This window comes from Comamonas sp., from assembly GCF_009360615.1.
Lineage (GTDB): Bacteria > Pseudomonadota > Gammaproteobacteria > Burkholderiales > Burkholderiaceae_C > Comamonas.
This window is the reverse complement of record NZ_SPEY01000080.1, coordinates 14794-41793: the sequence shown is the minus strand read 5'-3', so window position 1 is coordinate 41793 and position 27000 is coordinate 14794. Positions and strand designations below refer to the sequence as shown.

Annotated in this window: 16 protein-coding genes, 2 tRNA genes and 1 pseudogene; 14 read left to right on the top strand and 5 right to left on the bottom strand. The window is 65.6% G+C overall.

Annotated elements, in window-relative coordinates; translation table 11 throughout:
* The 10 genes and pseudogenes from E2583_RS19450 to recD all read left to right on the top strand — a co-directional run.
* Window positions 1-2438, top strand: a pseudogene (locus E2583_RS19450) (DNA-directed RNA polymerase subunit beta'); the annotation flags it as partial.
* Between the two features lie 206 nt (window positions 2439-2644).
* A complete protein-coding gene (gene rsmB / locus E2583_RS19445; protein ID WP_291597865.1) occupies window positions 2645-4027 on the top strand; it encodes a 16S rRNA (cytosine(967)-C(5))-methyltransferase RsmB in 1383 nt (460 codons plus the stop codon).
* Between the two features lie 43 nt (window positions 4028-4070).
* Window positions 4071-4640 (top strand): DUF4390 domain-containing protein, encoded by a 570-nt coding sequence (locus E2583_RS19440; RefSeq protein WP_291597866.1) that lies wholly within the window; start codon window positions 4071-4073, stop codon window positions 4638-4640.
* Window positions 4640-6961 (top strand): ATP-binding protein, encoded by a 2322-nt coding sequence (locus E2583_RS19435; protein WP_291597864.1) that lies wholly within the window; start codon window positions 4640-4642, stop codon window positions 6959-6961. Before E2583_RS19440 ends, E2583_RS19435 begins: the two co-directional genes overlap by 1 nt.
* A 39-nt stretch (window positions 6962-7000) precedes the next feature.
* Entirely contained in the window at window positions 7001-7666 is a 666-nt protein-coding gene (locus E2583_RS19430) for a response regulator (RefSeq protein WP_291597863.1), read from the top strand.
* A gap of 89 nt (window positions 7667-7755) precedes the next feature.
* Window positions 7756-7831, top strand: a tRNA-Phe gene (locus E2583_RS19425).
* Between the two features lie 163 nt (window positions 7832-7994).
* Window positions 7995-8070, top strand: a tRNA-Phe gene (locus E2583_RS19420).
* A gap of 269 nt (window positions 8071-8339) precedes the next feature.
* Entirely contained in the window at window positions 8340-11921 is a 3582-nt protein-coding gene (gene recC / locus E2583_RS19415) for an exodeoxyribonuclease V subunit gamma (RefSeq protein WP_291597862.1), read from the top strand.
* On the top strand, window positions 11918-15721 hold the full coding sequence (gene recB, locus E2583_RS19410; RefSeq protein WP_291597861.1) for an exodeoxyribonuclease V subunit beta: 3804 nt from the start codon (window positions 11918-11920) through the stop codon (window positions 15719-15721). Before recC ends, recB begins: the two co-directional genes overlap by 4 nt.
* Entirely contained in the window at window positions 15718-17832 is a 2115-nt protein-coding gene (gene recD / locus E2583_RS19405; protein ID WP_291597860.1) for an exodeoxyribonuclease V subunit alpha, read from the top strand. The genes recB and recD overlap by 4 nt, the downstream gene beginning before the upstream one ends.
* Window positions 17833-18005: 173 nt before the next feature.
* Here recD and E2583_RS19400 read toward each other — a convergent pair whose 3' ends face one another.
* Window positions 18006-18419, bottom strand: coding sequence for a VOC family protein (locus E2583_RS19400; protein WP_291597859.1), 414 nt, complete (start codon window positions 18417-18419; stop codon window positions 18006-18008).
* Between the two features lie 57 nt (window positions 18420-18476).
* A complete protein-coding gene (locus E2583_RS19395; protein ID WP_291597858.1) occupies window positions 18477-19136 on the bottom strand; it encodes a glutathione S-transferase in 660 nt (219 codons plus the stop codon).
* A gap of 234 nt (window positions 19137-19370) precedes the next feature.
* On the opposite strand from E2583_RS19395, the gene E2583_RS19390 reads away from it, so the two are divergent.
* The 4 genes from E2583_RS19390 (at window position 19371) to E2583_RS19375 (ending at window position 22721) form a co-directional block, all read left to right on the top strand.
* Complete coding sequence (locus E2583_RS19390; protein WP_291597857.1) at window positions 19371-19727, top strand: hypothetical protein; 357 nt, start codon at window positions 19371-19373, stop codon at window positions 19725-19727.
* A gap of 140 nt (window positions 19728-19867) precedes the next feature.
* The gene (locus tag E2583_RS19385; protein WP_291597855.1) at window positions 19868-20383 is read left to right on the top strand and encodes a copper chaperone PCu(A)C; all 516 of its coding nucleotides are present in this window, start codon (window positions 19868-19870) and stop codon (window positions 20381-20383) included.
* Between the two features lie 127 nt (window positions 20384-20510).
* Entirely contained in the window at window positions 20511-21398 is an 888-nt protein-coding gene (locus tag E2583_RS19380) for a PhaM family polyhydroxyalkanoate granule multifunctional regulatory protein (RefSeq protein ID WP_291597854.1), read from the top strand.
* 72 nt (window positions 21399-21470) lie between these two features.
* Window positions 21471-22721: an FIST N-terminal domain-containing protein gene (locus E2583_RS19375; protein WP_291597853.1), complete on the top strand. Its 1251-nt coding sequence runs from the start codon at window positions 21471-21473 to the stop codon at window positions 22719-22721.
* A gap of 258 nt (window positions 22722-22979) precedes the next feature.
* Here E2583_RS19375 and E2583_RS19370 read toward each other — a convergent pair whose 3' ends face one another.
* The 3 genes from E2583_RS19370 to E2583_RS19360 all read right to left on the bottom strand — a co-directional run bounded on the left by E2583_RS19370 (window position 22980) and on the right by E2583_RS19360 (window position 26831).
* Window positions 22980-24134: a peroxidase-related enzyme gene (locus E2583_RS19370; RefSeq protein WP_291597852.1), complete on the bottom strand. Its 1155-nt coding sequence runs from the start codon at window positions 24132-24134 to the stop codon at window positions 22980-22982.
* Between the two features lie 15 nt (window positions 24135-24149).
* Window positions 24150-25613: an NAD(P)/FAD-dependent oxidoreductase gene (locus tag E2583_RS19365; protein ID WP_291597851.1), complete on the bottom strand. Its 1464-nt coding sequence runs from the start codon at window positions 25611-25613 to the stop codon at window positions 24150-24152.
* 210 nt (window positions 25614-25823) lie between these two features.
* Complete coding sequence (locus E2583_RS19360; RefSeq protein WP_291597850.1) at window positions 25824-26831, bottom strand: tripartite tricarboxylate transporter substrate binding protein; 1008 nt, start codon at window positions 26829-26831, stop codon at window positions 25824-25826.
* Window positions 26832-27000 lie beyond the last annotated feature (169 nt).

The window sequence follows — 27000 nt, the reverse complement described above, 5'->3', positions numbered from 1 at the left end:
TGAAGAAGAAGGAAATCTCCAAGCTGATCAACGCCTCCTTCCGCAAGTGCGGTCTGAAGGCCACGGTCGTGTTTGCCGACAAGCTGCTGCAAAACGGTTTCCGTCTGTCCACTCATGCCGGTATCTCGATCTCCATCGACGACATGCTGGTGCCTCCGCAAAAGGCCGACATCCTGGCCCGCGCAGAGTCCGAAGTGAAGGAAATCGAACAGCAGTACGTCTCGGGTCTGGTGACCTCCGGCGAGCGCTACAACAAGGTGGTGGACATCTGGGGCAAGGCCGGTGACGACGTCTCCAAGGTGATGATGGACCAGCTCAAGGTCCAGAAGACCACCGACCGCCATGGCAACGAAGTCGATCAGGAATCGTTCAACGCGATTTATATGATGGCCGACTCCGGCGCCCGTGGCTCGGCAGCGCAGATTCGTCAGCTGGCCGGCATGCGTGGTCTGATGGCCAAGCCTGACGGCTCCATCATCGAGACGCCTATCACCGCGAACTTCCGCGAAGGCCTCAACGTGCTGCAGTACTTCATCTCGACCCACGGTGCCCGTAAGGGTCTGGCCGACACGGCGCTGAAGACAGCTAACTCCGGTTACCTGACTCGTCGTCTGGTGGACGTGACGCAGGATCTGGTCGTGAACGAGCAGGATTGCGGCACCTCCAACGGCTATCTGATGCGCGCCATCGTCGAAGGCGGTGAAGTGATCGAATCCCTGCGCGACCGCGTGCTGGGCCGTTCGACCGCCGAAGAAGTGCTGCACCCCGAAACCCGTGCGGTGCTGGTGCCTGCCGGTACCCTGCTCAACGAAGACACCATCGAAGAGCTGGAAGCCCAGGGCGTGGACGAAATCAAGGTTCGTACGGCGCTGACCTGCGAAACCCGTTTCGGCCTGTGCGCCACCTGCTACGGCCGTGACCTGGGTCGTGGCGGCCTGATCAACCTCGGCGAAGCCGTGGGTGTGATCGCTGCCCAGTCCATCGGTGAGCCCGGCACGCAGCTGACCATGCGTACCTTCCACATCGGTGGCGCCGCTTCGCGTGCCGCCATCGCTTCGAGCGTGGAAGCCAAGTCCAATGGTGTCATCGGCTTCAACAGCACGATGCGCTATGTGTCCAACACCAAGGGCGAGCTGGTGGTGATTTCGCGTTCCGGCGAGATCGTGATCAGCGAAAACGGCCGTGAGCGCGAGCGTCACAAGGTGCCTTACGGCGCGGTGCTGACCGTCAAGCCTGACGAAGCCATAAAGGCCGGCAAGATCCTGGCGAACTGGGATCCGCTGACTCGACCCATCATTACCGAATACGCCGGTCAAGTGCGCTTCGAGAATGTGGAAGAGGGTCTGACGGTGGCCAAGCAGGTCGACGAAGTGACCGGTCTGTCCACTCTGGTGGTGATCGACCCCAAGCGTCGCGGCTCTGCCAAGGTGGTGCGTCCCCAGGTCAAGCTGATCGATGCCAACAACCAGGAAGTCAAGATTCCTGGTACCGATCACGCCGTGACGATCGGCTTCCAGGTCGGCGCCCTGATCCAGGTGCGCGACGGCCAGGACGTGGGTCCCGGCGAAGTGCTGGCCCGTATCCCTGTCGAAGGCCAGAAGACCCGCGACATTACCGGTGGTCTGCCCCGTGTGGCCGAACTGTTCGAAGCCCGTACGCCCAAGGACAAGGGCACTCTGGCCGAGATGACCGGTACCGTGTCCTTCGGCAAGGAAACCAAGGGCAAGATCCGCCTGCAGATCACCGATCTGGAAGGCAAGGTCTGGGAGGAGCTGGTGCCCAAGGAGCGCAACATTCTGGTCCACGAAGGCCAGGTGGTGAACAAGGGTGAGTCCATCGTTGACGGTCCTGCCGATCCTCAAGACATCCTGCGTCTGCTGGGTATCGAAGAGCTGTCGCGCTATATCGTGGACGAGGTGCAGGACGTTTACCGTCTGCAGGGCGTGAAGATCAACGACAAGCACATCGAAGTGATCGTGCGTCAGATGCTGCGTCGCGTGATCATCGAGAACTCTGGCGATACCACCTACATCCAGGGTGAACAGGTCGAGCGCTCCGAGGTGCTCAACACCAACGAGCAGATGCTCAAGGAAGGCAAGCTGCCCGCCACGTATTCCAACGTGCTGCTGGGTATCACCAAGGCTTCGCTGTCCACCGACTCGTTCATCTCTGCGGCTTCCTTCCAGGAAACCACCCGTGTTCTGACCGAAGCTGCCATCATGGGCAAGCGCGACGAGCTGCGTGGTCTGAAGGAAAACGTGATCGTGGGTCGTCTGATCCCTGCCGGTACCGGTCTGGCCTATCACCAGGCCCGCAAGGCCAAGGACGAAATGGACGACGCCGAGCGTCGCGCCATCGCCGAAGCCGAAGAAGCCGAGCTGGCCGGTGTGCTGGCTGATGACGTCGAAGCACCCGCTGGCGACGCCTCTGCCGACTAAGCATGGCACTGGACTGCGGCTGGCAACGGCTGCGGTTCGCTGCTGATGCACCGCGCTCCCGCTCTGCCTTGTGCAGACGGGAGCGTTTTTCATGGATCGGAGCCCGGCTCGCGCAAGCTCCGATCAGGCATGGCGCTTGCCGATGGACATGCCCGCTGTGCCCTCCTGTCTGCGTCAGTTCCACAAGTTTTTCAGGTCTGCTCTTCATGACTTCCAAGCCATCCCAACCCAAGAATGCCGCGGCTGCCGCTGTGCCCAACGCTCCAGCTCTGTGGCAACAGCTGGATGCAGTGGCCAGGGCCTTGCACGGAATCCTGGGCGGTCAGTCCAGCAAGGCGGTGCTGGCACAGGTGCCGCAGCGCTTGCGGCCGGGAGTGCAGGCCTTGCTGTTCCAGGTATTGCGCAATCTGGGTCGTGCCCAGGCGCTGCAAAAGCAGCTGGCACCGCGTGCACCGGCTCCCAAGGTCAGTGCCCTGCTGAGCACGGCCCTCGCCCTGGCCTGGGATGAGGCGCAAGCTCCCTATCCGCCTTTCACCCTGGTCAACCAGGCCGTGGAAGCCGCCAAGAACGGTGCGGCACGTGCGCAGTCGGGCTTCATCAATGCCTGTCTGCGCCGATTTCTGCGCGAGCGCGATGCCCTGGTGAGCGCCACCGACAACGATCCCGTGGCGGCCTGGAATCACCCCGCCTGGTGGATTGCCCGGCTCAGGAAAGACCATCCCCAGGATTGGCAGGCCATCTTGGCTGCCAACAATGCCCAGCCGCCCATGACGCTGCGCGTCAATGCACAGAAAAGCACGACGGCCCAATATCGGCATGCACTGCAAGCCTTGAACCTCAAGGCCACCGCCGTCGCCGAATGCGGCCTGCAACTGGAACAGGCGCTGCCCGTGCAGGAGTTGCCGCATTTCGACCAGGGCTGGGCTTCGGTGCAGGATGCCGCCGCGCAGGCCGCCGCCCCGCTGCTGTTGGCCGGCTTGCCGCAACCCGAGGGGCGCCCGTTGCGCGTGCTCGATGCCTGTGCCGCACCTGGCGGCAAGACCGCCCACCTGCTGGAGCGAGCCGCACCCGGCAGCATCGAAGTCACGGCCCTGGAGATCGATCCCGAGCGGGCCCGCCGCATTGGTGAAACCCTGTCGCGTCTGGGCTTGAAGGCCCAGGTCCTGGTGGCCGATGCATCCGCACCCCAGGAATGGTTTGAATCGCAATGCGGCGCCCAGCCCTTCGATGCCATCTTGCTCGATGCACCCTGCACGGCATCGGGCATTGTGCGTCGCCAGCCCGATGTGCGCTGGCTGCGCCGTGAAAGCGATGTAGCCCAGCTGGCAGGCATCCAGTCCCGGCTGCTGGACACCTTGTGGCCGCTGCTACAGCCCGGCGGCCGCATGGTCTATTGCACCTGCTCGGTCTTCAAGGCCGAGGGCGATGCCCAGATGCAAGCGTTTCTTGCGCGCAACACTACGGCGGCCAGCTTGCCTGCTCCAGGCCATTTAATTCCCGGCAAAGCTGCCAAACACGATTCCGTGTCCGACAATCCTCTGGGTGACCACGACGGCTTTTATTACGCTCTGCTGGAAAAATTGCGCTAACGCTGTAGCGGGGGCCTTGTGGCGTGCGGCCCGAGCGGGTTCGCTGCTGCTGGCGCTGAGCTGGGTTTTCTTGCTCGCCCGGGCCGATACCGTGTCGCCCGACATCAGCTCCATGCAGCTCACGCGCAGCGATGAAGGCGTGTTTCTGTCGGCCAATCTGCAGTTCGAGCTGCCCGGGCAGGTGGAAGATGCCCTGCGCCAGGGCATTCCCATGTATTTCATTGCCGAAGCCCAGGTGCAGCGCGAACGCTGGTACTGGTCGGATCAGCAGCTGGGTATTGCCACCCGCTATTACCGCATCACGCACCAGCCGCTCACCAAGCGCTGGCGTCTTCATATCTCCAACTCCGCCTTCACGGGCGGCAGCGGCACCGGGCTGGCACTGGGTCAGACCTACGAGCAGCTCGAAGATGCCATTGCCGCCATCCAGCGCATTTACCGCTGGAAGATTCTGGAGCCTGCCCAACTGGGTTCGGCCTCGGGTGTATCGGTGCAGCTGCGTTTTCGCGTGGACCTTTCGTCGTTGCCCAGGCCTTTGCAGATCGGTGCGCTGGGGCGCTCGGGCTGGAATCTGCAGCTCTCGCGCACGCAGACGCTGGAGGCGGCTCCCTGATGGCCGACATCAAGCTCCCGGACGTCGAAGCCGGCGGTGCCGCTGCCACGCGCTGGTCGCGAGCCACGCGCTGGGCCGTGGGCACGGGCGTGGTGCTGATGGTGGTGGTGGGGGTTCTGCTGCTGTTCCTGCTGACCCTGGCCACCAACAACCGGCTGGCCTACGAGCGCAACTACAACTGGCTGTTTGCCGCCAATGTGGTGGTGGCGGGACTGTTGCTGCTGGTACTGTTCTGGGGCGGGGTGCGTCTGGCGTTGAGGCTCCGGCGCGGGCGTTTCGGCAGCAAGCTGCTGCTCAAGCTGGCCGGCATCTTCACCCTGGTGGGCTTGCTGCCGGGCTTGCTGATCTATGTGGTGTCTTACCAGTTTGTTTCGCGCTCCATCGAGAGCTGGTTTGACGTCAAGGTTGAAGGGGCCTTGTCCGCCGGCGTGAGCCTGGCCAGTGCCACGCTGGATACCGTGGCCAATGACATGGCCAACAACACGCGCACGGCGGGCCTGCAGCTGTCCCAGACCTCGGATGCCGGAGCTGCCCTGATGCTGGAGCGCATCCGCGATCAGATCGGGGCCACCGACGTGGTGCTCTGGAATGCCTCTGGCAAGGCCATCGCCAGCGCCGGCCAGTCTCAGTTCAGCCTCGCGCCTGAGCGTCCCAACATCCAGCTGCTGCGCAGCCTGAAAGAGCAGGGCGGTCAGCGTGCCGTGGCCAGCATCGAGGGTCTGGATGATGCCGGCGATGTGCCTGCCGATCAGGCCGCCGCCAACGCCAAGGTGCGCACGCTGGCGCTGGTGCCCAGCTCGGCCGTGAATCTGCTCGAAGAAGCACGTTATCTGCAGGCCACGATTGCCCTGCCGCAGGCCCTGGTTATCAATGCGCTTGCGGTGCAGGAAGCCAATCGCGAGTACCAGGAGCGGGCGCTTGCTCGCGGCGGTTTGCAGCGCATGTATATCGGCACGCTGACGCTGGCGCTGTTTCTAGCCGTGTTTGGCGCCGTGGTGCTGGCGGTGGTGCTGGGCAATCAGCTGGCCAAGCCGCTGCTGCTGCTGGCCCAGGGCATGCGTGATGTGGCGCGCGGCGATCTGCGCCCCAAGCCCGCGCTGCAGAGCAAGGACGAGATCGGTGGGCTGACGCGCTCCTTTGCCGTCATGACTCAGCAACTGGCCGATGCGCGCTCCGATGCCAATCGCAATCTGCTGCAGCTCGATGCAGCGCGCAGCAATCTGCAGACCATTCTGGACAATCTCACATCGGGCGTCATCGTGCTCGATCGTGCCGGCCGCATCGTGCTCAGCAACCCCGGCGCGACACGCATTCTGCGTGCGCCCATGGCCGTGTTCCAGGGCAAGCGCCTGCGCGATGTCTCGGGCCTGCAGGACTTCGCCCGCGTAGTGCAGGAGCAGTTCGAGATCTTCCTGGGCGATGCGTCAGCCCAGCAGGGGCGGGACCGCTGGCAGCAGGTCTATGAGCTGGATGCCGGCAATGGCAACGGCGATGTGGTCCACAACACCACCAGCCTGGTCATGCGTGGTGCGGAGTTGCCCGACGACCAGCGTCTGCTGGTGTTCGATGATATTTCGGAGATCGTCTCTGCCCAGCGTGCACAGGCCTGGGGCGAGGTGGCGCGCCGCGTCGCGCATGAAATCAAGAATCCGCTGACGCCGATTCAGCTGTCCGCCGAGCGTCTGGCCATGAAACTGACCGACAAGCTGCAGCCTGCCGAGCAGGCGCTGCTGGCCAAGTCGGTGAAGACCATTGTCGATCAGGTGGCTGCGATGAAGCGGCTCGTCGATGAGTTCCGGGAGTATGCGCGCTTGCCTGCGGCCAATCTGCAGCCACTGGATCTGAATGCACTGGTCGCCGAGGTGCTGCAGCTCTATGGCGAAGAGAATGCGACGGTGCGGGTGGAGGCATCGCTCGACGACGCCTGCCCGCTGATTCAGGGCGATAGCCAGCAATTGCGCCAGGTCATCCACAATCTTTTGCAAAATGCGCAAGATTCCACGGCGCAAAGAGCGCAGGAAACAGGGCAGACTCCAGGCTCCGTCACCATCGAGACCCGCTGGATGGACACGGCCCAGCGTGTGCGCCTGAGCATCAGCGACAGTGGCACAGGTTTTGCTCCCAATATTCTGCAAAGAGCTTTCGAGCCCTATGTGACCACCAAGTCCCGCGGCACCGGCCTGGGCCTGGCGGTGGTCAAGAAAATCGCCGACGAACATGGCGCAAGAGTGGACCTGGGTAATCGAGAGGAAGACGGGGTAGTTCAAGGCGCGCGAGTGTCGCTATCATTTGTACCTAACGACCGTGCAGGGACGGCTTGATCCCGTTCAGCACAAGGCATAGCAACAGGCTTTAGACACATGGCAAACATACTAGTGGTCGACGACGAACTGGGGATCCGGGATTTGTTGTCGGAAATCCTCAACGACGAAGGTCATAGTGTGGACGTGGCCGAGAACGCGACGCAGGCTCGTGTATCCAGGGCCACCAGCAACTACGATCTGGTTTTGCTGGACATCTGGATGCCGGACACCGATGGTGTCACCTTGCTCAAGGAATGGGCCTCGGCCGGTCAGCTCACCATGCCCGTCATCATGATGAGCGGTCATGCGACCATCGAGACGGCCGTCGAGGCCACGCGCATCGGTGCGCTGTCCTTCCTCGAAAAGCCCATCACCATGCAGAAGCTGCTCAAGGCGGTGGAGCAGGGGCTGGCTCGCAGCACGGCCAGCCAGGGCCCGGAGGCCGCTGCGCATGCAGGCAACGGCGCGGCACCATCGGCCGTGGTCAGCATCACGGCCCAGGCGGCCGAAGACAACCTGCCCAATTCGCACCAGGGCTTCGATCTCGACCGCCCTTTGCGCGAGGCGCGTGACGGTTTTGAAAAAGCCTATTTCGAATTCCACCTGGCCCGCGAAGGCGGCTCCATGACGCGCGTGGCCGAGAAGACCGGCCTTGAGCGCACCCATCTCTATCGCAAGCTACGCCAACTGGGCGTGGACCTCGGACGCAATCGCCGCGGATAATTCCCGAAAAATTCGCATTTTCCGATTTGGGCTCTGAAAGTATGCCTATAATCGTGGCTTCGGCACCCAAGGGCGCTGATGAAAAGAAAGGCCCGGTAGCTCAGTCGGTAGAGCAGAGGATTGAAAATCCTTGTGTCGGCGGTTCGATTCCGTCCCAGGCCACCAGTTTTGAAACCCTGTGTCAGCAATGATGCAGGGTTTTTCTGCTTCTGGGCCTGATGCCTTCCTGTCTGCATTGCAGACGGGCTGAATCCTTCGGACGCAGCAGGGCACTGAAAAATAGGCCTATAATCGCTGCTTCGGCAAATTAAAGCTGCCGAACAGCAAAGGCCCGGTAGCTCAGTCGGTAGAGCAGAGGATTGAAAATCCTTGTGTCGGCGGTTCGATTCCGTCCCAGGCCACCAGACATCAAGCCCTGGATCAGCAATGATCCAGGGCTTTTTTCTGGCCGCTGCCTAGGTCTTCCTGTCCGCAGCGGGCAGTCTTGTCCGTTGGCAACAAAAGCAGAGTGGCTGGCGGCTGTCTTGGCCAGATTTCGCATTGTTTCCATCCCGTTTGCTTTGCGGGTTGCGCCACCGCCTTTTGCGTCGATACGGCTTGCATGCCGGCTGCCGTCAGCCGCTGCCGTTAAGCTTGCAGCTTTCATCGTGCACGGACAGGCACAGGAGCGTGTGTGACAGCAGATCAGCAACCAAGGGCGTCGCAACCGGCAGCGAACTGGCAGCCGGGCCTGATCGCCATTCACGGCAACCAGACCGAGGCGCTGGCCGATACCGTGCTGGCCTGGCTGGCGGCGCATCCCTTGCAGGCGCTGGAGCCCGAGATCGTGCTGGTGCAAAGCAACGGCATGGCCGAGTGGTTCAAGATGCGCATGGCCGAGCAGCAGGGCGTGTGTGCCGCCGTGCAGGTCGAGTTGCCGGCGCGCTTTGTCTGGCGCAGCTATCGTCAGATGCTGGGCCGGCACGAGGTGCCGCGCGAATCGCCGCTGGACAAGACGCCGATGATCTGGCGCCTGATGCGTGTGCTGCCACAGTGCCTGGACGAACCTGGGTTTGCGCCCATTGCCAACTTTCTGCGCCCTGGCGAGCCGCAGCGCCTGCTGCAACTGGCCGAAAAGCTGGCCGACCTGTTCGATCAGTATCAGATCTACCGCGCTGACTGGCTGGCGGCCTGGGAGCGGGGCGAGGATGTGCTGCGCACGGAAGGGCGCCCCGACGCGCCCGTGCCCGAAGGGCAGTGCTGGCAGCCCCGGCTGTGGCGCAAGGTGCTGGCCGAGCTCGATGAACAGGAACGTGCCGCAACCCGTCCGGCCTTGCTGGCGCGGATTCTGGATGCGCTGCACAGCGGCCAGCCGCCGGTCACGCCGCTGGCGCGCCGCGTGGTGGTGTTCGGCATGAGCCAGATGCCGCTGTCTCTGATGCAGTTCCTGAGCGGCATAGCCCAGCACAGCCAGGTGCTGATTGCCGTGCCCAACCCCTGCCGCTTTCACTGGGCCGATGCCATCGACGGGCGCGAGCTGCTGCGCCAGCAGCGCCGCCGCCATGCCGACCGGGGCGGCAAGGACCTGGCACAGATTTCTTTGGCCGCCATGCACGCCCATGCCCATCCGCTGCTGGCGGCCTGGGGGCGGCAGAGCCGGGACTATGTGCGCCAGCTCGATGCCTTCGATACCACGGGCGACACCGCCGTGCAATGGGGCTGGCCGCGTGTGGATGTGTATGACGAGGACGACGCAGGCGAGTTGATCGATGCACCGTTGCTGGTCCAGGTGCAGCAGCGCATTCGCGATCTGGTGCCCATGTCGGAACACCCGCCGGTCGAGATCGCGGCGGCCGACCAGTCCATCGTCTTTCACAAGGCCCATGGCCTGGTGCGCGAGCTCGAAGTGCTGCATGACCAACTGCTGAAATGGCTTGCCGAGCCTGCCGCCGAGGGCCGCGCAGCACTGGCGCCCCGCGAGGTGGTCGTCATGCTTCCGTCGATCGAAGAGGCGGCTCCCGCCATCCGCGCCGTGTTCGGTCAGTACGGTCGCCACGATGCGCGCCATATTCCGTTCGATATTGCCGACGTGGGAGCGCGCGCCAGCAGTCCGCTGGTGACGGCGCTGCAATGGCTGCTCAGGCTGCCGCAGCAACGCTGCCGTCTGAGCGAACTGTGCGATCTGCTCGATGTCCCCGCGGTGGCGGCGCGCGTGGGACTGGCGACCGACGATCTGCCCCAGCTCACGCGCTGGATGGCCGGTGCGGGCATTCGCTGGGGGCTCAACCATGCGCAGCGGGCCCAGCTGGGTCTGGCCGCGTGCGGTGACCCCAACAGCGCCTGGTTCGGGCTGCGCCGCATGCTGCTGGGCTATGCCTGCGGGCCGGCGCCGGAGGCGGCCGCAGAGCCGGCGCAGACCTTTGCCGACCTGGAGCCCTATGACGAAGTGGGTGGCCTGACGGCCGAGCTGGCCGGATCACTGGCCAGCCTGCTGGGCCGCATGCTGCAGTGGTGGCAAACGGCGCGCGAAGCGGCGGCCCCCGAGGTCTGGGCCCAGCGTTTTCGCCGCTTGATGGACGACTTCTTTGTTGCGCAGGGCGATGAAGATCAGGCCTTGTGCGCCGCACTCGATACGGCGCTGGTGGGCTGGCAGGCTGCCTGCGAGCAAGCAGGGTTCGAGGCGATGATCCCGCTGGAAGTGGCGCAGGAAGCCTGGTTGCAGGCCCTGTCCGAACCCGCGCTCAACCAGCGTTTCCGCGCCGGCGGCGTGACTTTCTGCACGCTGATGCCCATGCGTGCAATTCCCTTCGAAGTGGTGTGCCTGCTGGGCATGAACGATGGCGATTACCCCCGCCGCGCCATGCGCGTGGACTTCGATCTGATGGCCGTGCCCGGCCAGCAGCGCCCGGGCGACCGCGCACGTCGCGACGATGACCGTCAGCTGATGCTGGACGCCTTGCTGTCGGCCCGCAGCAAGCTCTATATCAGCTGGGCCGGTCGCCATGTGCGCGACAACAGCGAGCAACCCCCATCGGTGCTGGTCTCCCAGTTGCGCGACTATCTGCGCCAGGGCTGGCAGGGCGAGGGCAGCGCAGGCCTTTCCGCCAGCGAGCGAGGTCATCTGCTGCTGGCCCAGCGCACCTGCCAGCATCCTTTGCAGCCCTTCAGCCGCCGCTATTTCGAACGGGATTCGGGGCTTTCGACCTTCGCACGCGAATGGTATGGCGCGCATGAGCCGCAGGCAGCGCAGGCCTTGCCGTGCGTGGCCGCCTTCGAGCCTGACCCCGAGGTGCCGCTGACGCTGGCGCGCCTGACGGACTTTCTGCGCCATCCGGCTCGCAGCTTTCTGCGCAACCGCCTGCAGGTTCGCTTTGAGCAGCACGAGGAACTGCTGGAGGACGATGAGCTTTTCAGCGTCGATGGCCTGACCGCATACGGCCTGATCCAGCAGCTGCAGCAGGGCGTGCGCACGCAACTGGCGCACGATGTGGCGCTGGACGTGGGACTGCAGGTACGGCGCCAGGTGCAGCGGCTTGCACGTGCCGGTGTGCTGCCGCTGGCAGGTCTTGGCAGGCGCGAGGTCGAGGCCTTGCAGGCCCAGGCCACGCCGTCGCTGCTGGCCTGGCAGCAACAGATGCGGCGATGGCCCCATGCGGCGCCGCGTGAGCGGCTGTTGCTGCACGCCGGTGCGGTCACGCTGGACGATTGGATGGATGGCTTGCAGGAGCGCCAAGAGCTGCTGTCGGATGCGCGCGGCGGCCGCTGCTGGCTCGCGCTGGAGCCACGCACGCTGCTGAGCCCAAAAGGCGAGTTGCAGGCCCACAAGCTGCTGCCTGCCTATGTGCGCAGTCTGGCGCTTTCGAGCACGGGCACCGACACGTGGATGGGCGTGATCGCACGCGACACCCAGGTCTGGGTGCAGCCGCTGGCACCCGAGGTGGCCACGCAGCGCTTGCAGGCCTTGATGCAGCTGTGGCTGGCGGGCCAGAACGAGCCCTTGCCGCTGCCTCTTCAGAGCGCCATCGCAGCGGGTCGTGACGATCTGAGCGCTGCCGCCCAGGCCTACGAGGGCGGCTACCTGCGGGGCGGCGAATGCGAAGACCCCAGCTGGGCGCGCTGCTACCCCGACTGGGAGGCGCTGACAGCCGATCTGCGCTTTCACGCGCTGGCCAAGGAGGTCTATGGCCCGCTGCATGACTGGCTGGCCGCGCAGGTGCAGACCGAAGGTCTGCCAGGGATGCCGGGCGAAGCAACACCACAAGGAGAGCCGGCATGAGCACGCCCGCCCACCCGATGCTGGCCGGCAGCCAGCCCCTGCAGCCCCTGCATTTCCCGCTCTGGGGCTCGCGGCTGATCGAAGCCAGCGCGGGCACTGGCAAGACCTGGACCATTGCCGCGCTGTATCTGCGGCTGGTGCTGGGCCATGGCGCAGACAAGGGCTTTGCCCGGGCCTTGATGCCGCCCGATATCCTGGTCATGACCTTCACGCGCGCGGCCACGCGCGAGCTGTCGGACCGCATCCGTGCCCGACTGATCGAGGCCGTGCAGTGCTTTCGCGGCGAGGCCGAACCGGCTGCCCACGACAGCTTCCTGCGCGATCTGCGCGATGCCTATGCCGAAGGCGCGGAGCGCGACGCAGCAGCCTGGCGGCTGGACATGGCGGCGCAGTGCATGGACGATGCCGCCATTCACACCATCGACGCCTGGTGCCAGCGCATGCTGCGCGAGCATGCCTTCGACAGCGGCAATCTGTTTGATGAAACGCTGGAGGCCGATGAAGGCCGGCGCCAGACCGAGGCGGCCCAGGATTACTGGCGCCAGCAGTGCTACCCGCTGTCGGGCGACGAGCTGGAGGTGGCGCTGCAGGTCTGGCCCGATGTGCATGCGCTGGTCAAAGACATGCAATCGCTGCTGCGCGAAAACGTGCCCGCTGTGGCAGGTGTCGGGTCGTTGGGCGAATGCATTACGCAGACACGTGCAGAGCGTGCGCAGCGACTGCAAGTGCTTGCCGATGGCTGGGAAGCCAAGGCCGAGCGCATGTTGCGCTGGATTGAGGGTGAACTAGACGGCCGCGCCGCGCTGTGGGACAAGCGAAAGCTGCAGGCTCGCTACTACACAGGCTGGTTTGCGGCGCTGACCGTTTGGGCGCAAGACCCACTGAACCAGCCTCTGGAACTCAGCGACTCCGCCCGCAAGCGTCTGTGCCCCGAAGGCATGGCCGAGGCCTTCAAGGGCTCGACCATGGACTTGCTGCTGCCTGTCGAGTTTGCCGAGCTGGAGCAACTGCTGCAGGCCCTGGCGCAACTGCCGTCCCTGCATGTGGCGCTGCGCCTGCATGCGGCCGTCCATGTGCGGCAGCGCCTGCTGTGGCTCAAGCGCCAGGCCGGCACCTTCGGTTTTGCCGATATGCTGCAGCGCCTGGATGCTGCCCTGGCCGGCGACAACGGCCCTGCACTGCAGGCAGGCATTCTGGCCCAGTATCCGGTGGCGCTGATCGACGAGTTTCAGGACACCTCGCCACTGCAATACCGGCTGTTCGACCAGATCTATCGCACGGCCGACAACCGCGCGGACAGCGCGCTGCTGCTCATCGGCGACCCCAAGCAGTCCATCTACGGCTTTCGTGGCGCGGACATCTACAGCTATCTGCAGGCCAGACAGGCGACCGAGGGCCGCCACTATGTGCTGGACACCAATTTCCGATCCACCCAGGCGCTGGTCGATGCAGTCAACCAATGGTTTGTGCAGGCCGAAGTGCGCGAAGGCGAGGGCGCCTTCATGTTCCGTGCCGGGCAGAGCAATCCGCTGCCGTTCGAGAGCGTCCGGGCGAATGGCCGCAAGGAGCTGCTGATGCAGGGCCGCCAGCGCATGGCCGCGCTGACCATTGCCTGGGATGGCAGCAGCGATGCGCCGCTGAGCAATGACGACATCCGCCGCCGTGGGGCGGAGTTCTGTGCCAGCCAGATCGTGCAATGGCTGACGGACGGCGGCACGGGCTTTGTCCAGTGCGATCAGCCGCTGCAGCGCCTGCGCCCGGCCGACATCGCGGTGCTGGTGCGCACCGGCAAGGAGGCCACGGCCGTGCGCCGCGCGCTGGCGCGGCGCGATGTGGCCTCGGTCTATCTCTCCGATCAGGACTCGGTCTTCGCCAGCGGCGAGGCACAGGATCTGCTGCTGTGGCTGCGTGCCGTGGCCGCCCCCCTGGACGGACTGGCCGTGCGCGCCGGCCTGGCCACGCCCATGATGGGGCTGTCGTTTGACGAGCTGGCCTGGCTGGCCAGCGATGACGAGGCCTTCGACGCGCGCAGCGAACTGCTCAAGGAGCTGCACAGCCTCTGGCTGCGCCTGGGCGTGCTGGCCATGCTGCGCCAGACCCTGTACCGCTTTGAATTGCCGGCACGCTGGCTGCAGGACGCGGGCGGCGAGCGCCGCCTGACCAACTATCTGCATCTGGCCGAGCTGCTGCAAGCAGCGAGTGCCGAGTTGGAGGGCGAGCAGGCGCTGATCCGCTGGCTGGCCACCCAGATCGAGAACCCGGGTGCGGCCGGCGATGCGCAGATCGTGCGGCTGGAATCGGATGCCGATCTGGTCAAGGTCGTCACCGTGCACAAGAGCAAGGGGCTGGAGTATCCGCTGGTCTGCCTGCCGTTCGGCGGCAGCTTCCGGCCCGTGGATGGCAAGGCTGCCTATCTGTCGTTGCCGGTGCAGACCGATGGTGCCCCCGCGCGCGAGCTGGTGCTGGACTACGACGATGCGCAGCTGGCGCAGGCCGACAAGGAGCGCCTGCGCGAGGATCTGCGCCTGCTCTATGTGGCGCTGACCCGCCCGCGCCATGCGCTGTGGATGGGGCTGGCCCCCATGAAGCGTGGTCATGGCAAAAACTGTGCGAACGAACAGGGGGCTGCGGGCTATCTGCTGGCCGGAGCTGTCTCGCAGTCCGCTGCCGGCTGGCGCGCCAGCATCCAGGCGCTGGGCGAGCGCTGCACGCACATCGCCGTCGTGGATTTGCCGGCCGAGCTGCCCCTGCCCTCGCGCTATGTTCCCTCCCAGGCCTTGCCCGCACTGGCCGCCGCGCCCGTGTATGCGGCGCAGTTCGACCGCCGCTGGGGCATCGGCAGCTTTTCATCGCTGACGCGCGCCATGGCCGCACCCAGCCTGCCGGTCCTGCCGGTGGCCCCGCAAAGTCCCGCCGAGGACGAGCGTGCGCTGCAGGCCAGGGAGGCCCTGCCGGACCTGGATGTCATCGATGACGTGATGATCGCCCTGCCCGCCTTGAGCGGGGCCGCCGCCGGAGCGCGCAGCGACGCTGCGGTCTGGCATCGCTTCATGCGCGGCCCGGTGGTGGGCAATTTCCTGCACGACCAGCTGGAATGGCTGGCCGCAGAGGGCTTTGCGCTGCAGTCCCGGGATGATCCCGACAACAGCGAGCCGCTGGCGGCCCGCCTGCTGCGCCGCTGCGAGCGCGCGGGCCGCAAGGAGCAGGCGGCCGATGTGCTGCAGTGGCTGCGCGCCGTGGTGCACCAGCCCCTGGCACCGCTCGGTGTCTCGCTGTCACAGCTGGGAGACGGCGATGCGCTGCTGCCCGAGATGGAGTTCTGGCTGCCGGCGCGGCGTTTGTCGGCTCCGCACATCGACGCACTGTGCCGCCGGCACATCTTGCCAGGCCAGCCGCGCCCGGTGCTTCCCGAGCGCGAGCTGCACGGCATGCTGATGGGCTTTGCCGACCTGGTGTTTCACCATGACGGCCGTTACTGGGTGCTGGACTACAAGACGAACCACCTGGGCCTGGACGGCGCGGCCTACGCACCCCAGTCGCTGGAGCAGGCCATGCTCCAGCACCGCTATGACGTGCAGGCAGCGCTGTATCTGCTGGCTTTGCACCGTTTGCTGCAAAGCCGGCTGGGCGCGGCCTACGACCCCCGGGAACAACTGGGTGGCGCGCTCTATTTCTTCCTGCGCGGCCTCGATGGAGAGGCTGCCGGCATGCATGTGCTGAAGCCGCCGCTGGCGCTGCTGCAAGCGCTGCAGGCGCTGCTTGGCGGCAGCGAGAACGTCTCGAAGGAGGTGCAGCCATGAAGGGCCGCCGCAAAGCCGATCTGCAGACGCTGGACCTGTTTGCAGACCCTGGAAATGGCGACACGATGGCGCCGAGCGTCACGGACTGGCTTGCCGCGCTGGAGCGTCTGGCCGATGCGGGCCTGCTGCGCCGCCTGGACAGCGCCCTGGCGGCCTTTGTGGCTGAACAGGACGCCGAGGCCGGGCCTGCACTGCTGGTGGCCACGGCCGTGCTGGCGCAGATGGAGGGGCGCGGTCACAGCTGTCTGCCCTTGCGGGCGCTGGCAGGCGATCCCAACCAGATTCTCGCCTGGCCCAAGGAGGCCGAGCGGCTGCAGCGGTCGCTTTGGGAGCAATTGCCCGGCCGGCTGGCCGACTGGCTCCGGGCGCTGCGCCGCAGCCCCGTGGTGCGCGTCGTGCAGCCGGGCGCGGCAGCCGCAGACCGGGGCCAGCCGCTGGTGCTGCTGGATGGCGCTGCGCCCTTGCTGTATCTGCGCCGCTACTGGGACTACGAGCGCAGCGTGGCCGCGCACATCGCCCAGCGCACGGCGACCGATGCGGCGGTGCTCGACGAGCCCAGGGTGCGCGAATGGCTGGGACGGCTTTTCAATGCGCCCGCTGCTGCCGCGAATGCGGTGGACTGGCAAAAGCTGGCTTGCGCACTGGCGCTGCGCGGGCGGCTGTCCGTCATCACCGGCGGGCCAGGTACCGGCAAGACCTACACGGCGGCCCGGCTGCTGGCGCTGCTGTTTGTCACGGCACCGGATGCCGCCCAGCTGCGCGTCGCGCTGGCTGCGCCGACCGGCAAGGCGGCGGCACGGCTCAAGCAGTCCATCGACAGCTCGTTGCTGGAGCTGAAGGAGGCCGTGGGCGGCGAGCTGGACCTGGAGGCGCTGGTCAAGCGCATGGGCGCGGCACGCACCCTGCATTCGTTGCTGGGCGCCAGGCCCGATACGCGGCGCTTTGCCCACCACGCAGGCAACCCGCTGGATGTGGATGTGCTCATTGTCGATGAGGCCTCCATGATCCACCTCGAAATGATGGCCGCGCTGCTGCAGGCCCTGCCGCCCACGGCGCGCCTGATTCTGTTGGGCGACAAGGATCAGCTCGCCTCGGTGGAGGCCGGTGCCGTGCTGGGCGATCTGTGCCGCGATGCGCAGCGGGGCCATTACGCACCGGACACTGCAGCCTATGCCGAGCGCGTGACGGGCCAGCCGATGCCCGCGCAGTATCTGGCACCGGCCAGGGCCTTGCCGCTGGCCCAGCACACCGTCATGCTGCGCGAGAGCCGCCGCTTTGGCGGCCCCATCGGTCAGCTGGCACAGGCGGTGAATGCTGGCGATGCACCTGCTGCCATGGCGCTGCTGCGCAGCCAGACCCAGGCCGGCCCGCATGCCGAACTCTGGGCGCGGGAAGGCGGCGACGTCGATGCCGTGGTACGCAGCGCCGTACAAGGCCGCGGCGGCATGGCCGGCTATGTCGCCTATGCCGAGGTGCTTCAAAGACATGCATGGGGCAAGGGGGGCGGCTTTGCCACCGAGGACGAGCACGAGCACTGGGTGAGGGCGGTGCTGGCCGCCTTCGACCGCTATCGCCTGCTGTGCGCCGTGCGCGATGGCAACTGGGGCGTGGCGGGCCTGAACCGCGCGGTGGAGCAGGCCTTGCAGGCCATGGGCGCCATACGCAAGGAGGGCGAGTGGTATGGGGGCCGTCCGGTGATGGTCACCCGCAACGATGCCCAGCTGGGCGTGTTCAATGGCGACATCGGGATGGCGCTGCCCGGCTTCGCCGACCCGGCGCGCCTGCGCGTGTATTTCCTGCAGGGCGAGCATCTGCACCATGTCAGCACCGCGCGCCTGGCCCACGTGGAGACCGCATTTGCCATGACGGTTCACAAGAGCCAGGGCTCGGAGTTCGAGCACACGGCGCTGGTGCTGGCCGCACAGGGCGGCAGCGTGCTCAGCCGCGAGCTGGTCTACACCGGCATCACGCGGGCGCGCAAGGCGTTTTCGCTGTGGGCCGAAGTGCCCGGCTTGCTGGTGTCGGCGATGGGCAGCCCCACCCAGCGCAGCAGCGGTCTGCTGGGATTCCTGGAAGGGGCTCCGTCGTTGAGGGGAGGGACGCTGTTTTGATAGCTGATATCGCAATCCAGGCAGGCCCTGGAGACTGATTTCGCTCAAGCTACTCAGGTCTCCCACTGGGCCGGGCTCGCAGTGATGCGCCTGTGATGCTGGCACAGTCCAGCCGCGAGACGGCCAGCAAGGGCCGCGTCCCTGCGGGGCAGGGCGGGACGCTGCCCGGGGGATCAGTGTTGGTACACAGCTTCCCAGCTGGCGAACCCCTTGACCTCGATCGGGTTGCCGCAGGGGTCGGTGAAGAACATCGTCCACTGCTCGCCGGGCTCACCCTCGAAGCGCACCTGTGGCTCCAGGATGAAGGCCGTGCCGGCGGCCTTGAGGCGTTCGGCCAGGGCCAGCCAGTCGGGCTTGAGCAGGATCACGCCCAGGTGGGGCATGGGCACCATATGGTTGCCGACCTTGCCGGTGTTGCTCACGGCAAAGGGCGTACCCAGGTGCAGGGAGATCTGGTGGCCGAAGAAGTCGAAATCGACCCAGGTGTCGGTGCTGCGACCCTCGCGGCAGCCCAGCACGCCGCCGTAGAAACGGCGGGCCTGGTCGAGATCGGTCACGTGATAGGCGAGATGAAAAGCGCTTTGCATGATGGTCTCAAGCGTAGCATCAGCGGGCCCGGACAGGCTAGACCAGGCCCTGCCGCATCAGCGCGCAGCCTTGGCCTGCATGCGTGCCATCAGCTCTTCGGTATTGCTCTTGCGATCGGTGTTGACCTTCTGCACCGTGGGACGCTCGCTCATGCGCGCCAGATAGTCGCGCACCGGCAGCTCGGCCAGCAGATCGCTGCCGCCCAGGATCTTGCTGGCGCTGCTGACCAGGGGCAGATGCACGATGGCGCTGCAGTCGGCCAGCGTGAAGCTGTCGCCCGCGATGAACGGGGTGTCGAAGCGGGCCAGCTTGGCAAAGGCCGCAATGTTCTTTTTCAGCTGCTCCAGGGTCTTGTCGCGCGTGGAGTCGCTGATCTTGCCGCCGAAGAAGGCCTGGGGATAGAGGTTGCGCGCCACCAGCTCCAGGTGCAGGTTCAGATAGACGCAGAGTTCGCGCACCTTGGCCGCCGCAAAAGGGTCTGTCGGCAGCAGCGGCACCTTGCTGGACAGCGCTTCCACATATTCGATGATGGCGTCGGACTCGCTGATGGCGCCATGCTGAGTGCGCAGATATGGGACCTTGCCCAGCGGTGATTCCTCGGGATTGGTGCTGCCCAGCCAGGCCAGTTCCTCGGCGAAGGGAATCTGCTTTTCCATCAAGGCCAGCTTGACCTTGTTGTAGTAATTGCTGGCTGAAAATCCGCACAAAGTCAGCATGCTTGTCTCCTGAACGGTTGCTGTGAATGGGTCACGACTTCCGCAGAACCGGTGCAGGCAGTTCGATGCTGCATCCCTGTTTGCGGAAGTCCCATCGGGATAGGTCTCCGTGACCACGCTATCGTAGAGGCAAGTGGTGCAAGCCCTGCGTCGCCAACCGGATAGCGGTCCCGCTCCTACAATCGCCCCATGCATTGGCGCGCACACCCTCCTCGGCAGCAACCGGCAGCCCTTATGGCGCGCTGGGCGCTGGGTGCGTGGTTTTGCGTTTTGCTGGTCAGCATGCTCACGCCCTGGGCGCGCGCCACGCCGCCTGCCGGCTGGGAGGCGGTGTGCACGGCCAGCGGCAGCACCCACTGGGTGCCCAGCCCCGCCAGCGACGATGCTGCCACCCCGCATGGACTGGATTGCGCACTGTGCCTGCCGCTGCTGGCGCCGCCGCCCGCGCAGCAGCCAGGCTCGGGCAGTCATCGCGCCGTTCTCGATGCCCGGCCCTGGGCCGAGGTCGCACACAGAGCTTTTGTCTCTACCCTGCCGCCCGTACGTGCGCCGCCTTTTGACACCTTGAAAAACATAGCTGAAGGCGCTTGATGGTCAAGCGCTTCAGTGCGATTTGAGATTGACACGACTTGCGCAAGTCAGGCCCAGGCAAGGGCCTGGTTTCAAGCAGAGCATGCTTGATGCATCCTTGTTTGCGTAAGTCCAGACTGAATTTGAATGGAGATGGTTTCATGAATACGCGTCGTTTTACCGTGATGGCCCTGGGTTCGCTGGTCGCCTCGCTGCTGGTTTCGGGGGCGGCCTGGGCCCATGCCGATGCCGCCCATGTCAAGGTAGAGAACGCCTGGGCTCGCGCCAGCGTGGCGGGTCAGCAGGCCTCGGGGGCCTTTATGCGCCTGACGGCCCAGGAGCCGCTCAAGCTCGTGGGCGTGGAAACCACGGCCGCTGCCGTGGCCGAGGTGCACGAGATGAAGATGGAGGGCGATGTGATGCGCATGCGCGCCATCGAGGCCCTGGATCTGCCCCAGGGCGTGGCGGTGGAACTCAAGCCCGGCGGCTATCACCTGATGCTGCAGCAGCTCAAGGCTCCGCTGGTCAAGGACAGCCAGGTGCCTGTGACCCTGGTGTTCAAGGATGCCAAGGGCGCCCTCTCGCGCCTGAGCCTGCAGCTGCCGGTGCGCGCGACGGCCCCAGCGGCTGCTGGAGCGGGGAATCAGCACATGGGCCATGGCGGGCATCAGCATTGAGGCCATGAGCCAGGCCTGCAGCCTGCTCCCTTGTTTGCAGCAAGCATCGCAAGTGCAGTAAGCTAGTTCCGCGTCCGGCCCTGTCCGGATGCGGATTCTGGTATCCATCCCTGCAGCGGAGAGCACTATGAGCGGTGACGCATCGGCATTTGGTTTCGGCAAGTTCATTCCCGGCTTTGACTTTTTGCAGGGGCTGGCGCAGAGCGCTGGCGCTGCGGCCAATCCCATGGGCCGCGTGCCCCAATGGGTGGCCCCCACGGTGAGCGTGGAGGAGGTGGACAAGCGCATTGCCGAGCTCAAGGCCGTGCAGTTCTGGCTGGAGCAAAACAGCCGCGCCCTGGCTGCCACCATCCAGGCACTGGAAGTGCAGCGCATGACGCTGTCCACGCTCAAGGACATGAATGTCAGCATGAGCGAGCTGGCCAAGTCCTTTCCTTTCCCCGGTGCAGCGCCGGCCGAGCCCGCTGCGACCGGCAATGCCGGCTGGCCCATGGGCAGCGCCTCGGCCAGGACGGCAGCCGCAGATCCATCAGCGGCGCCAGTGCCGGAGCCCGAGGCAGAGCCCGCAACTACCGAGGCGGATGCCAAGGCCCAGGCCCAGGCCGAGCCGCCTTCTCAGCCCGGCTTGAGCCAGGCCATGCAATGGTGGGGTGCGCTGACCCAGCAGTTCCAGCAGATTGCCGCCAAGGCCATGGCCGAGCCCGTTCCTCCCGAGACCCTGGCCGCAGCCCAGCGCGCAACCGAGATGGCCAGCGGCTTTGCCAAATCCACCCTGGAAAAGGTGATGGCGCAGGCTGGCGGCTTTGGCACTGCAGCTGCGGCGAAAACTGCGGCGACAGGTGCGGCAAAGAGTGCTGCGACCGCCGAACCCAAGCCTGCACGCAAGGCTGCGGCCAAGAGCAGCCAGTCCAAAGCGCCAGCCAGCAAGACAGCAGCCGCCAAAAAAACGGCGGCCAAACAGCCACCGGCCAGGAAGACGGCAGGTAAAGCTTCTCCCAATTCGCGCAAGCCCTGAGCCAGCCACCGCTGCCAAGGTGGAAAATCGTGTGTGCAAGGCACCCTCTCCCCAGCAAGAACAGGAGGACTCATGTCACTGTTTCCCGTCGCTCATGCCGCCCATGAAGACTGGCGCGCTGCGGCAGAGCAAGTCGTGCTGCAGCTGCGCGAACAATTGCTGCGTCAGTCCTTGCAGCCGCACCGTCTGGGGCTGATCTATATCGCCCAGGGTCTGGTGCCCCATGCGCAGCCACTGCTGGCGCTGCTGGCGCGCGAGTTGCCCCAGGTGACCGACTGGGTGGGCAGTTCCGGCCATGCCGTTTTGGCCATGGACCATGAGTATTCCGAAAGCTCCTCGCTGGCGGTCATGTTGCTGGACCTGCCAGCGGCCCATTACCGCGTCTACTCCGGCGTGGCGCCGCTGGCGCAATGCGGTGCCGAGGCCGGATTCGAAGCCCATTCGGCCCTGGTGCACTCCAGCATCGACCAGCCCGACCTGGCAGAGCTGTTGCTGGAGCTGTCCGAGCGCATCAGCTCGGGAAACCTGTTTGGGGCGCTCAGCAACGAGCAGGGCATGCAGTTTGCCTGCCGCGCCGAAGACCTGCCCCGCTTGCGTGCCCAGGCCAGCGTCGGCATCTTTCATGCCGGCTTTTCGGGGGTGGCCTTCGATGCCGACGTGGCCTGCATCTCCAGGCTGGCTCAGGGGTGTGCGCCCTTGGGTGCGGGATTGGAGATTACCGAGGCCAGGGGCCCGGTGGTGCTGGAGCTCGAAGGCGAGCCCGCCTTGCCTCGACTGCTGCAGATGCTGGATGTGGAAGCCAGCCCCAGCGCCGGCGGCGGCTGGCAGGCTGCGCTGTCCCAACTGCGCAAGACCCAGGCGGCGATTGCGCCGCTGGGCCGGGGTCTGGAGCGCGGCGCGCTGACCGACGAGGCCCAGGTGCTGCATATCGTGGGGCTGGACCCGGTGCGCCAGGGCATTGCGCTGTCGTCGCCCGTGGAGGCCGAGCACACGGTGATCTTCTGCCAGCGCCAGAGCAGTGCGGCCCGCCATGAACTGATGCAGATGGGCGCGGCCCTGAAAGATACGCTGCAGCCCGACTTTGCCGATGCCGGCCCCGAAACCATGGCCGAGTCGGCCGTGCCGCAGCATGTACGCGGTGCCATCTATGTGAGCAGCAAGGGGCGGGGCAGCGAGCTGTTCGGCGGCGTCGATGCCGAGCTGAAACTGCTGCGCCATGCGCTGGGGCCGGTGCCCCTGATCGGTCTGGTGGCCGAGGCCCAGCTGATGGATGCGCATGTGCATCAGCTGGCTGGCGTGCTGACGGTTTTTACCGGGAGATAGCCTTGAGGTGGATAGCAGCTAGCGCCTGATTTCAATAGGCTTCAAGGTGGATTCGACCTCAAGTGGTTGAGAGATCTGCGCAAGCTGCTATCAGAAAAGGTAAGCCGCCCCAGGTACTGGTGCGGCCTGAAATCAGAGACGCCGGGCAAGAGCCGTCTCGCGGCGGGGGCGCTCAGGCGATGCCATCGCCCCCCTCCCGCGAAACGGGAGAGGACGCCCGGCGCGGAGGGCGGCGCGGGCTTGCCTGGGCACAGCGCCTCAGGCGGCGGCGTAAATCTCCACACCCAGATTCAGCATCAGGCGGTTCGCCCAGCCAAACAGGGCCGCCGAGTGGACCATGTCCAGCATTTCCAGATCGGACAGACCGGCATCGCGCAGCGGCTGAAGGTGCTGCTTGCCAAAGCTGCCCGGCGTGCGCGTCAGCGCCAGCGAAGCCTGGATGATGGCGCGCTCGCGGGCATTGGTGCCGGCAGTCTCGGGTTCGTCGAACAGCTGGGCCATCACATCGTTGCGCTTGGCCAGCTGCTCGAAGCGCTGGGCGTGCACCGAGGCGCAGTACACGCAGCCATTGGAGCGCGAGACGGCCGTGGCCGCCACTTCGCGCTCTGCGCGGGACAGGCCGCCGGGTGCGTACATGATGGCGTTGAACGCCTGGGAGCGCTCCATCAGTACCTGGGGCTGGCGTGCCAGCAGCAGATAGAAATCCATGGTCTTGGCCTTGGGGTGGCTGACTTCCAGAACCTGCTGCTGCTCGGGCGTGGCGGTGTCGGGGTCCAGCACCTGCAGCCAGGCCTTCCAGTCCAGGGTTTCGCTGGTAAAGCCGTTGCGGCGCAGTGGCTCTCCGGGCGGCGGCAGATTGGCAGGGTGGACAAAGGGGGCAGCATCGGCAGGCTGGGCGGCAGGCGCTTCGCTCACGCCGCCCAGCTCGCCCATGGCCTTCACCCCCGCCAGCAGACGGGCCTGATAGGCGACAAAGCCGATCAGCTGGGCCAGCAGCACGGTGTCGTTGAGCGACAGGCCGGCGGCCGGTATGGCCAGCAGCGCAGCCCGATCGCTCTGGGCCGGGTTCAGAGCCAGCGTGCGCACGAAGTGCAGCATGGCATCCAGGCGCGCCTGCCCGGTCTGGGCGCCAGGCTGATCGAGGATGGCGCGCAGCTCTGGGGGGATGGCGTCGCCCAGAGCCTGGGTGCGGCTGCGGTATTCGGCTTCCAGAGCACTCACGCCGCTGACGCGGGCCTGTTCGGCAGCCAGCACCAGGCGTTCGGCCTGGGTCAGGTCGCTGTCCAGTTGATTGCCCAGCAGCAGGTCTTCGCAGGCCTGGGTGGCCAGCGCGACTTTTTCGCGCTCGTGCCGGGTGGTGAAGGTGGGGCTGCCCTGAGCAAGGCCGGCCAGTCGGTCGATGGTGTCAGTCATGCGAAGTCTCTTGAATTAGGGTTGCAACTGCCGGATGCGCGCAGCGCTGTCGGCGGCGGTCCATTCCGTGCCGTCCAGTTCGGGCTCGGCATAGGCCTTGAGATTGGCGAAGTGCTGCTCGATATCATTCAGGTAGAACAGCGAGGCCAGACCTTGTGCGAGTTTGCGCGCTCCTTCGCTGATGGCGGGAATATCGCCCGACACCGTGCCGTGCGAGAGCGCAGCGGGGTAGCAGAAGCAGTGAATCCGGTCGAGACCGGGGCGATCACCCTGGAACTCGAACAGCGGCCCCAGATCGGGCGATGCCGACAGCTCGGCATCTTCGTCGCCGGCCTCGGGCGTGAAGCGGCTGCTCCACAGCTTCACATGCGGCGCGATATCGGCAAACTCCGGACGCAGGCTCCAGTCGATGGCAAAGCCCGTGGAGACAATGAGAAAGTCCAGCAGGAATACGCCGACCGAAGTCTGCACCTGCAGCTTGTCCCCCACCTTCTCCACCCCCTGGACGGCACAGCCCAGGTTGAAAAAGGCGTTGTCATGGCGCGAGACGCGCAGCGTGCTGCCGTGCGGCGGCGGCACCTGCTGGGCGTTGATGTAGTGGCGGATTCGCCATTTCCAGGCATCGGGCAGCAGATACTGGCCGTGGGTCAGGCCGGGCACGCCCGAACCCTTGGACTTGTTGATCAGCGGCAACTGCCGGCGGCGGATCAGCATGTCCACGCTGGCCGCACCGTTTTCGAGCGCCGTCGCGGCGCTGTCCATGGCCGAAGCCCCGGCACCGACCACGCCCACATGCTTGCCCGCCAGCGTGGCGTAGTCCATGGCGTCGGAGGAGTGGGCCCAGAACTTCCTGTCCACGCCCCGCATGAAGGCGGGCACCGTGGCACCGCCCAGACCGTCGCGGCCCGTGGCCAGCACCAGGCGGCGGGTTTGCCAGGTGGCCGTCACGCCATTGGCCCTGACATCGACTTCCACCACGCCATCGGCCTGCGGGCGCACGGCTACGACCTCATGGCCGTTGCGCACATCGGCGTTGGTCACGCGGCGGTACCAGCGCAGATAGTCCATCCACTGCAGGCGCGGGATCTTGTCCAGCGCCGTCCAGGCATCCAGACCGAACTGGGCGATGAACCAGGCGCGAAAGGACAGGGCGGCAACGCCCATGGCGGGGCCGGTCAGCTCCTTGGGCGAGCGCAGGGTTTCCATGCGCGCCGTGGTGGCCCATGGGCCTTCGAAGTCGGGCGCGGACCTGTCCAGCAGCACGGGCTTGATGCCGACCTGCTGCAGCGCCATGCTCAGCGCGAGACCGGCCTGGCCGGCACCGATGACGAGCACGTCATGCACCGGTAGCCCCTTGCGCGTGGAGGGGGGAATCCAGGCCTTGGCAGGCCAGCCCAGAGTGACGAAGTCGTCACGCAGGCGTTCTTCCAGCGCTGCCAGCCCCGATGTGGCGGCTGTCGTAGAAGGTGAAATTGACATAGCTAAAACCCAAAAGCGTCTGAGGCCTGAGCCGCAGACGCATCAAACAAACACCGATAACTTAACACCGCTTGAACGCGAAGCAGGACCAGGTGAGAGACACCGGGGAAGGACCTGGGCGGCCCCGCCGCCCTGCACCGTGGGTGTCGTTCCTCTCCCTTGGCGCGCAGCGCCCAGAGAGAGGCAAGCGGCAGGGCCGCTCAGGGGGTGTTAGTCAATACTGATCTTGGCATCCTTGACCACCTTGGCCCATTTGAGGCGATCGTCATGCACGGTTTTCTTGAACTGCTCGGGAGTCTCTTCGCGGATGGTGTTGCCCTGGGAGACAAAGCGCTCGCGCACCTCGGGCTGCTTGAGCACCTCGTTGACGGCCAGGTTGAGCTTCTTGATGATCACCGGGTCCGTGCCCTTGGGCGCGAAGATGCCGAACCAGATGGAGCTGTTGAAACCCTTGGTTCCCGGCAGGCCGCTGGCGGCAATGGTGGGCACTTCCTTGACGGCCTCGACAGGCTTGGCCGTGGTCACGCCCAGCAGACGCACCTTGGCGGCCTTGTAATGGGTCAGCACGGTCTGCACCTGGTTCATGATGCAGCAGGTCTCGCCGCGCAGCACCGAGGTGATGGCTTCGGGGCCCCCCTTGTAGGGCACATGGACCATGTCCAGGCCCAGGCGCGCATTGAACTCGGCAAACGCCATATGGGTGCCGGCGCCATTGCCCGTGGAGGCGTAGTTGTACTTGCCGGGATGGGCCTTGACTTCGTCCACGAACTCCTTGAGGTTCTTGACGTTGATCACGTTGGGGTTGATGGTCAGCACATTGGCCACGTCCACCAGCGGTGCAACAGGCACAAAGTCGGCTTCCACATCGAAGGGCAGCTTCTTGTACAGCGCAGCATTGCTGCCATGGGTGGCGGCAGTGCCGAAGTAGATGGTGTAGCCATCGGGCTTGGCACGGGCCACGTACTCGCTACCGATATTGCCGGCGGCACCGCTCTTGTAGTCAATGATGACGGGCTGGCCCAGGATCTTGCCCAGCGGTTCCTGCGCCACGCGGCCGATCACGTCCACGCCCGAGCCCGCGTTGAAGCCCATGATCATGGTGATGGGCTGGTGCGGGTAGCTGGCGGCGCCGGGATCGGCTGCCTGGCTGGCCAGGGGAAACGCGGCGGCGGCCGCGGTGGCAACAAGACCGGAAATGAAACGGGGCAGCAAACGCATGATGGGACTTGTCCAGGGGAACCTTGAATGCTCTGAATTGTGTCCGTAATTTAATGATTTGCTTCTATATGCTTATGCAGCATTAAGCTTGTGGGGTTAATGCAAAAAAAGCCCAGATCTCTTGCAAGACATGGGCTGAAATCCGCTGGAACATGACGACTCGCTGGGC

Excerpts from the sequence above, each read along its gene's own strand:
- rsmB (WP_291597865.1), top strand. The coding sequence starts at position 2,645 with ATGACTTCCAAGCCATCCCAACCCAAGAATGCCGCGGCTGCCGCTGTG.
- E2583_RS19435 (WP_291597864.1), top strand. The coding sequence starts at position 4,640 with ATGGCCGACATCAAGCTCCCGGACGTCGAAGCCGGCGGTGCCGCTGCC.
- E2583_RS19430 (WP_291597863.1), top strand. The coding sequence starts at position 7,001 with ATGGCAAACATACTAGTGGTCGACGACGAACTGGGGATCCGGGATTTG.
- recB (WP_291597861.1), top strand. The coding sequence starts at position 11,918 with ATGAGCACGCCCGCCCACCCGATGCTGGCCGGCAGCCAGCCCCTGCAG.
- recD (WP_291597860.1), top strand. The coding sequence starts at position 15,718 with ATGAAGGGCCGCCGCAAAGCCGATCTGCAGACGCTGGACCTGTTTGCA.
- E2583_RS19400 (WP_291597859.1), bottom strand. The coding sequence starts at position 18,419 with ATGCAAAGCGCTTTTCATCTCGCCTATCACGTGACCGATCTCGACCAG.
- E2583_RS19395 (WP_291597858.1), bottom strand. The coding sequence starts at position 19,136 with ATGCTGACTTTGTGCGGATTTTCAGCCAGCAATTACTACAACAAGGTC.
- E2583_RS19390 (WP_291597857.1), top strand. The coding sequence starts at position 19,371 with ATGGCGCGCTGGGCGCTGGGTGCGTGGTTTTGCGTTTTGCTGGTCAGC.
- E2583_RS19385 (WP_291597855.1), top strand. The coding sequence starts at position 19,868 with ATGAATACGCGTCGTTTTACCGTGATGGCCCTGGGTTCGCTGGTCGCC.
- E2583_RS19380 (WP_291597854.1), top strand. The coding sequence starts at position 20,511 with ATGAGCGGTGACGCATCGGCATTTGGTTTCGGCAAGTTCATTCCCGGC.
- E2583_RS19375 (WP_291597853.1), top strand. The coding sequence starts at position 21,471 with ATGTCACTGTTTCCCGTCGCTCATGCCGCCCATGAAGACTGGCGCGCT.
- E2583_RS19370 (WP_291597852.1), bottom strand. The coding sequence starts at position 24,134 with ATGACTGACACCATCGACCGACTGGCCGGCCTTGCTCAGGGCAGCCCC.
- E2583_RS19365 (WP_291597851.1), bottom strand. The coding sequence starts at position 25,613 with ATGTCAATTTCACCTTCTACGACAGCCGCCACATCGGGGCTGGCAGCG.
- E2583_RS19360 (WP_291597850.1), bottom strand. The coding sequence starts at position 26,831 with ATGCGTTTGCTGCCCCGTTTCATTTCCGGTCTTGTTGCCACCGCGGCC.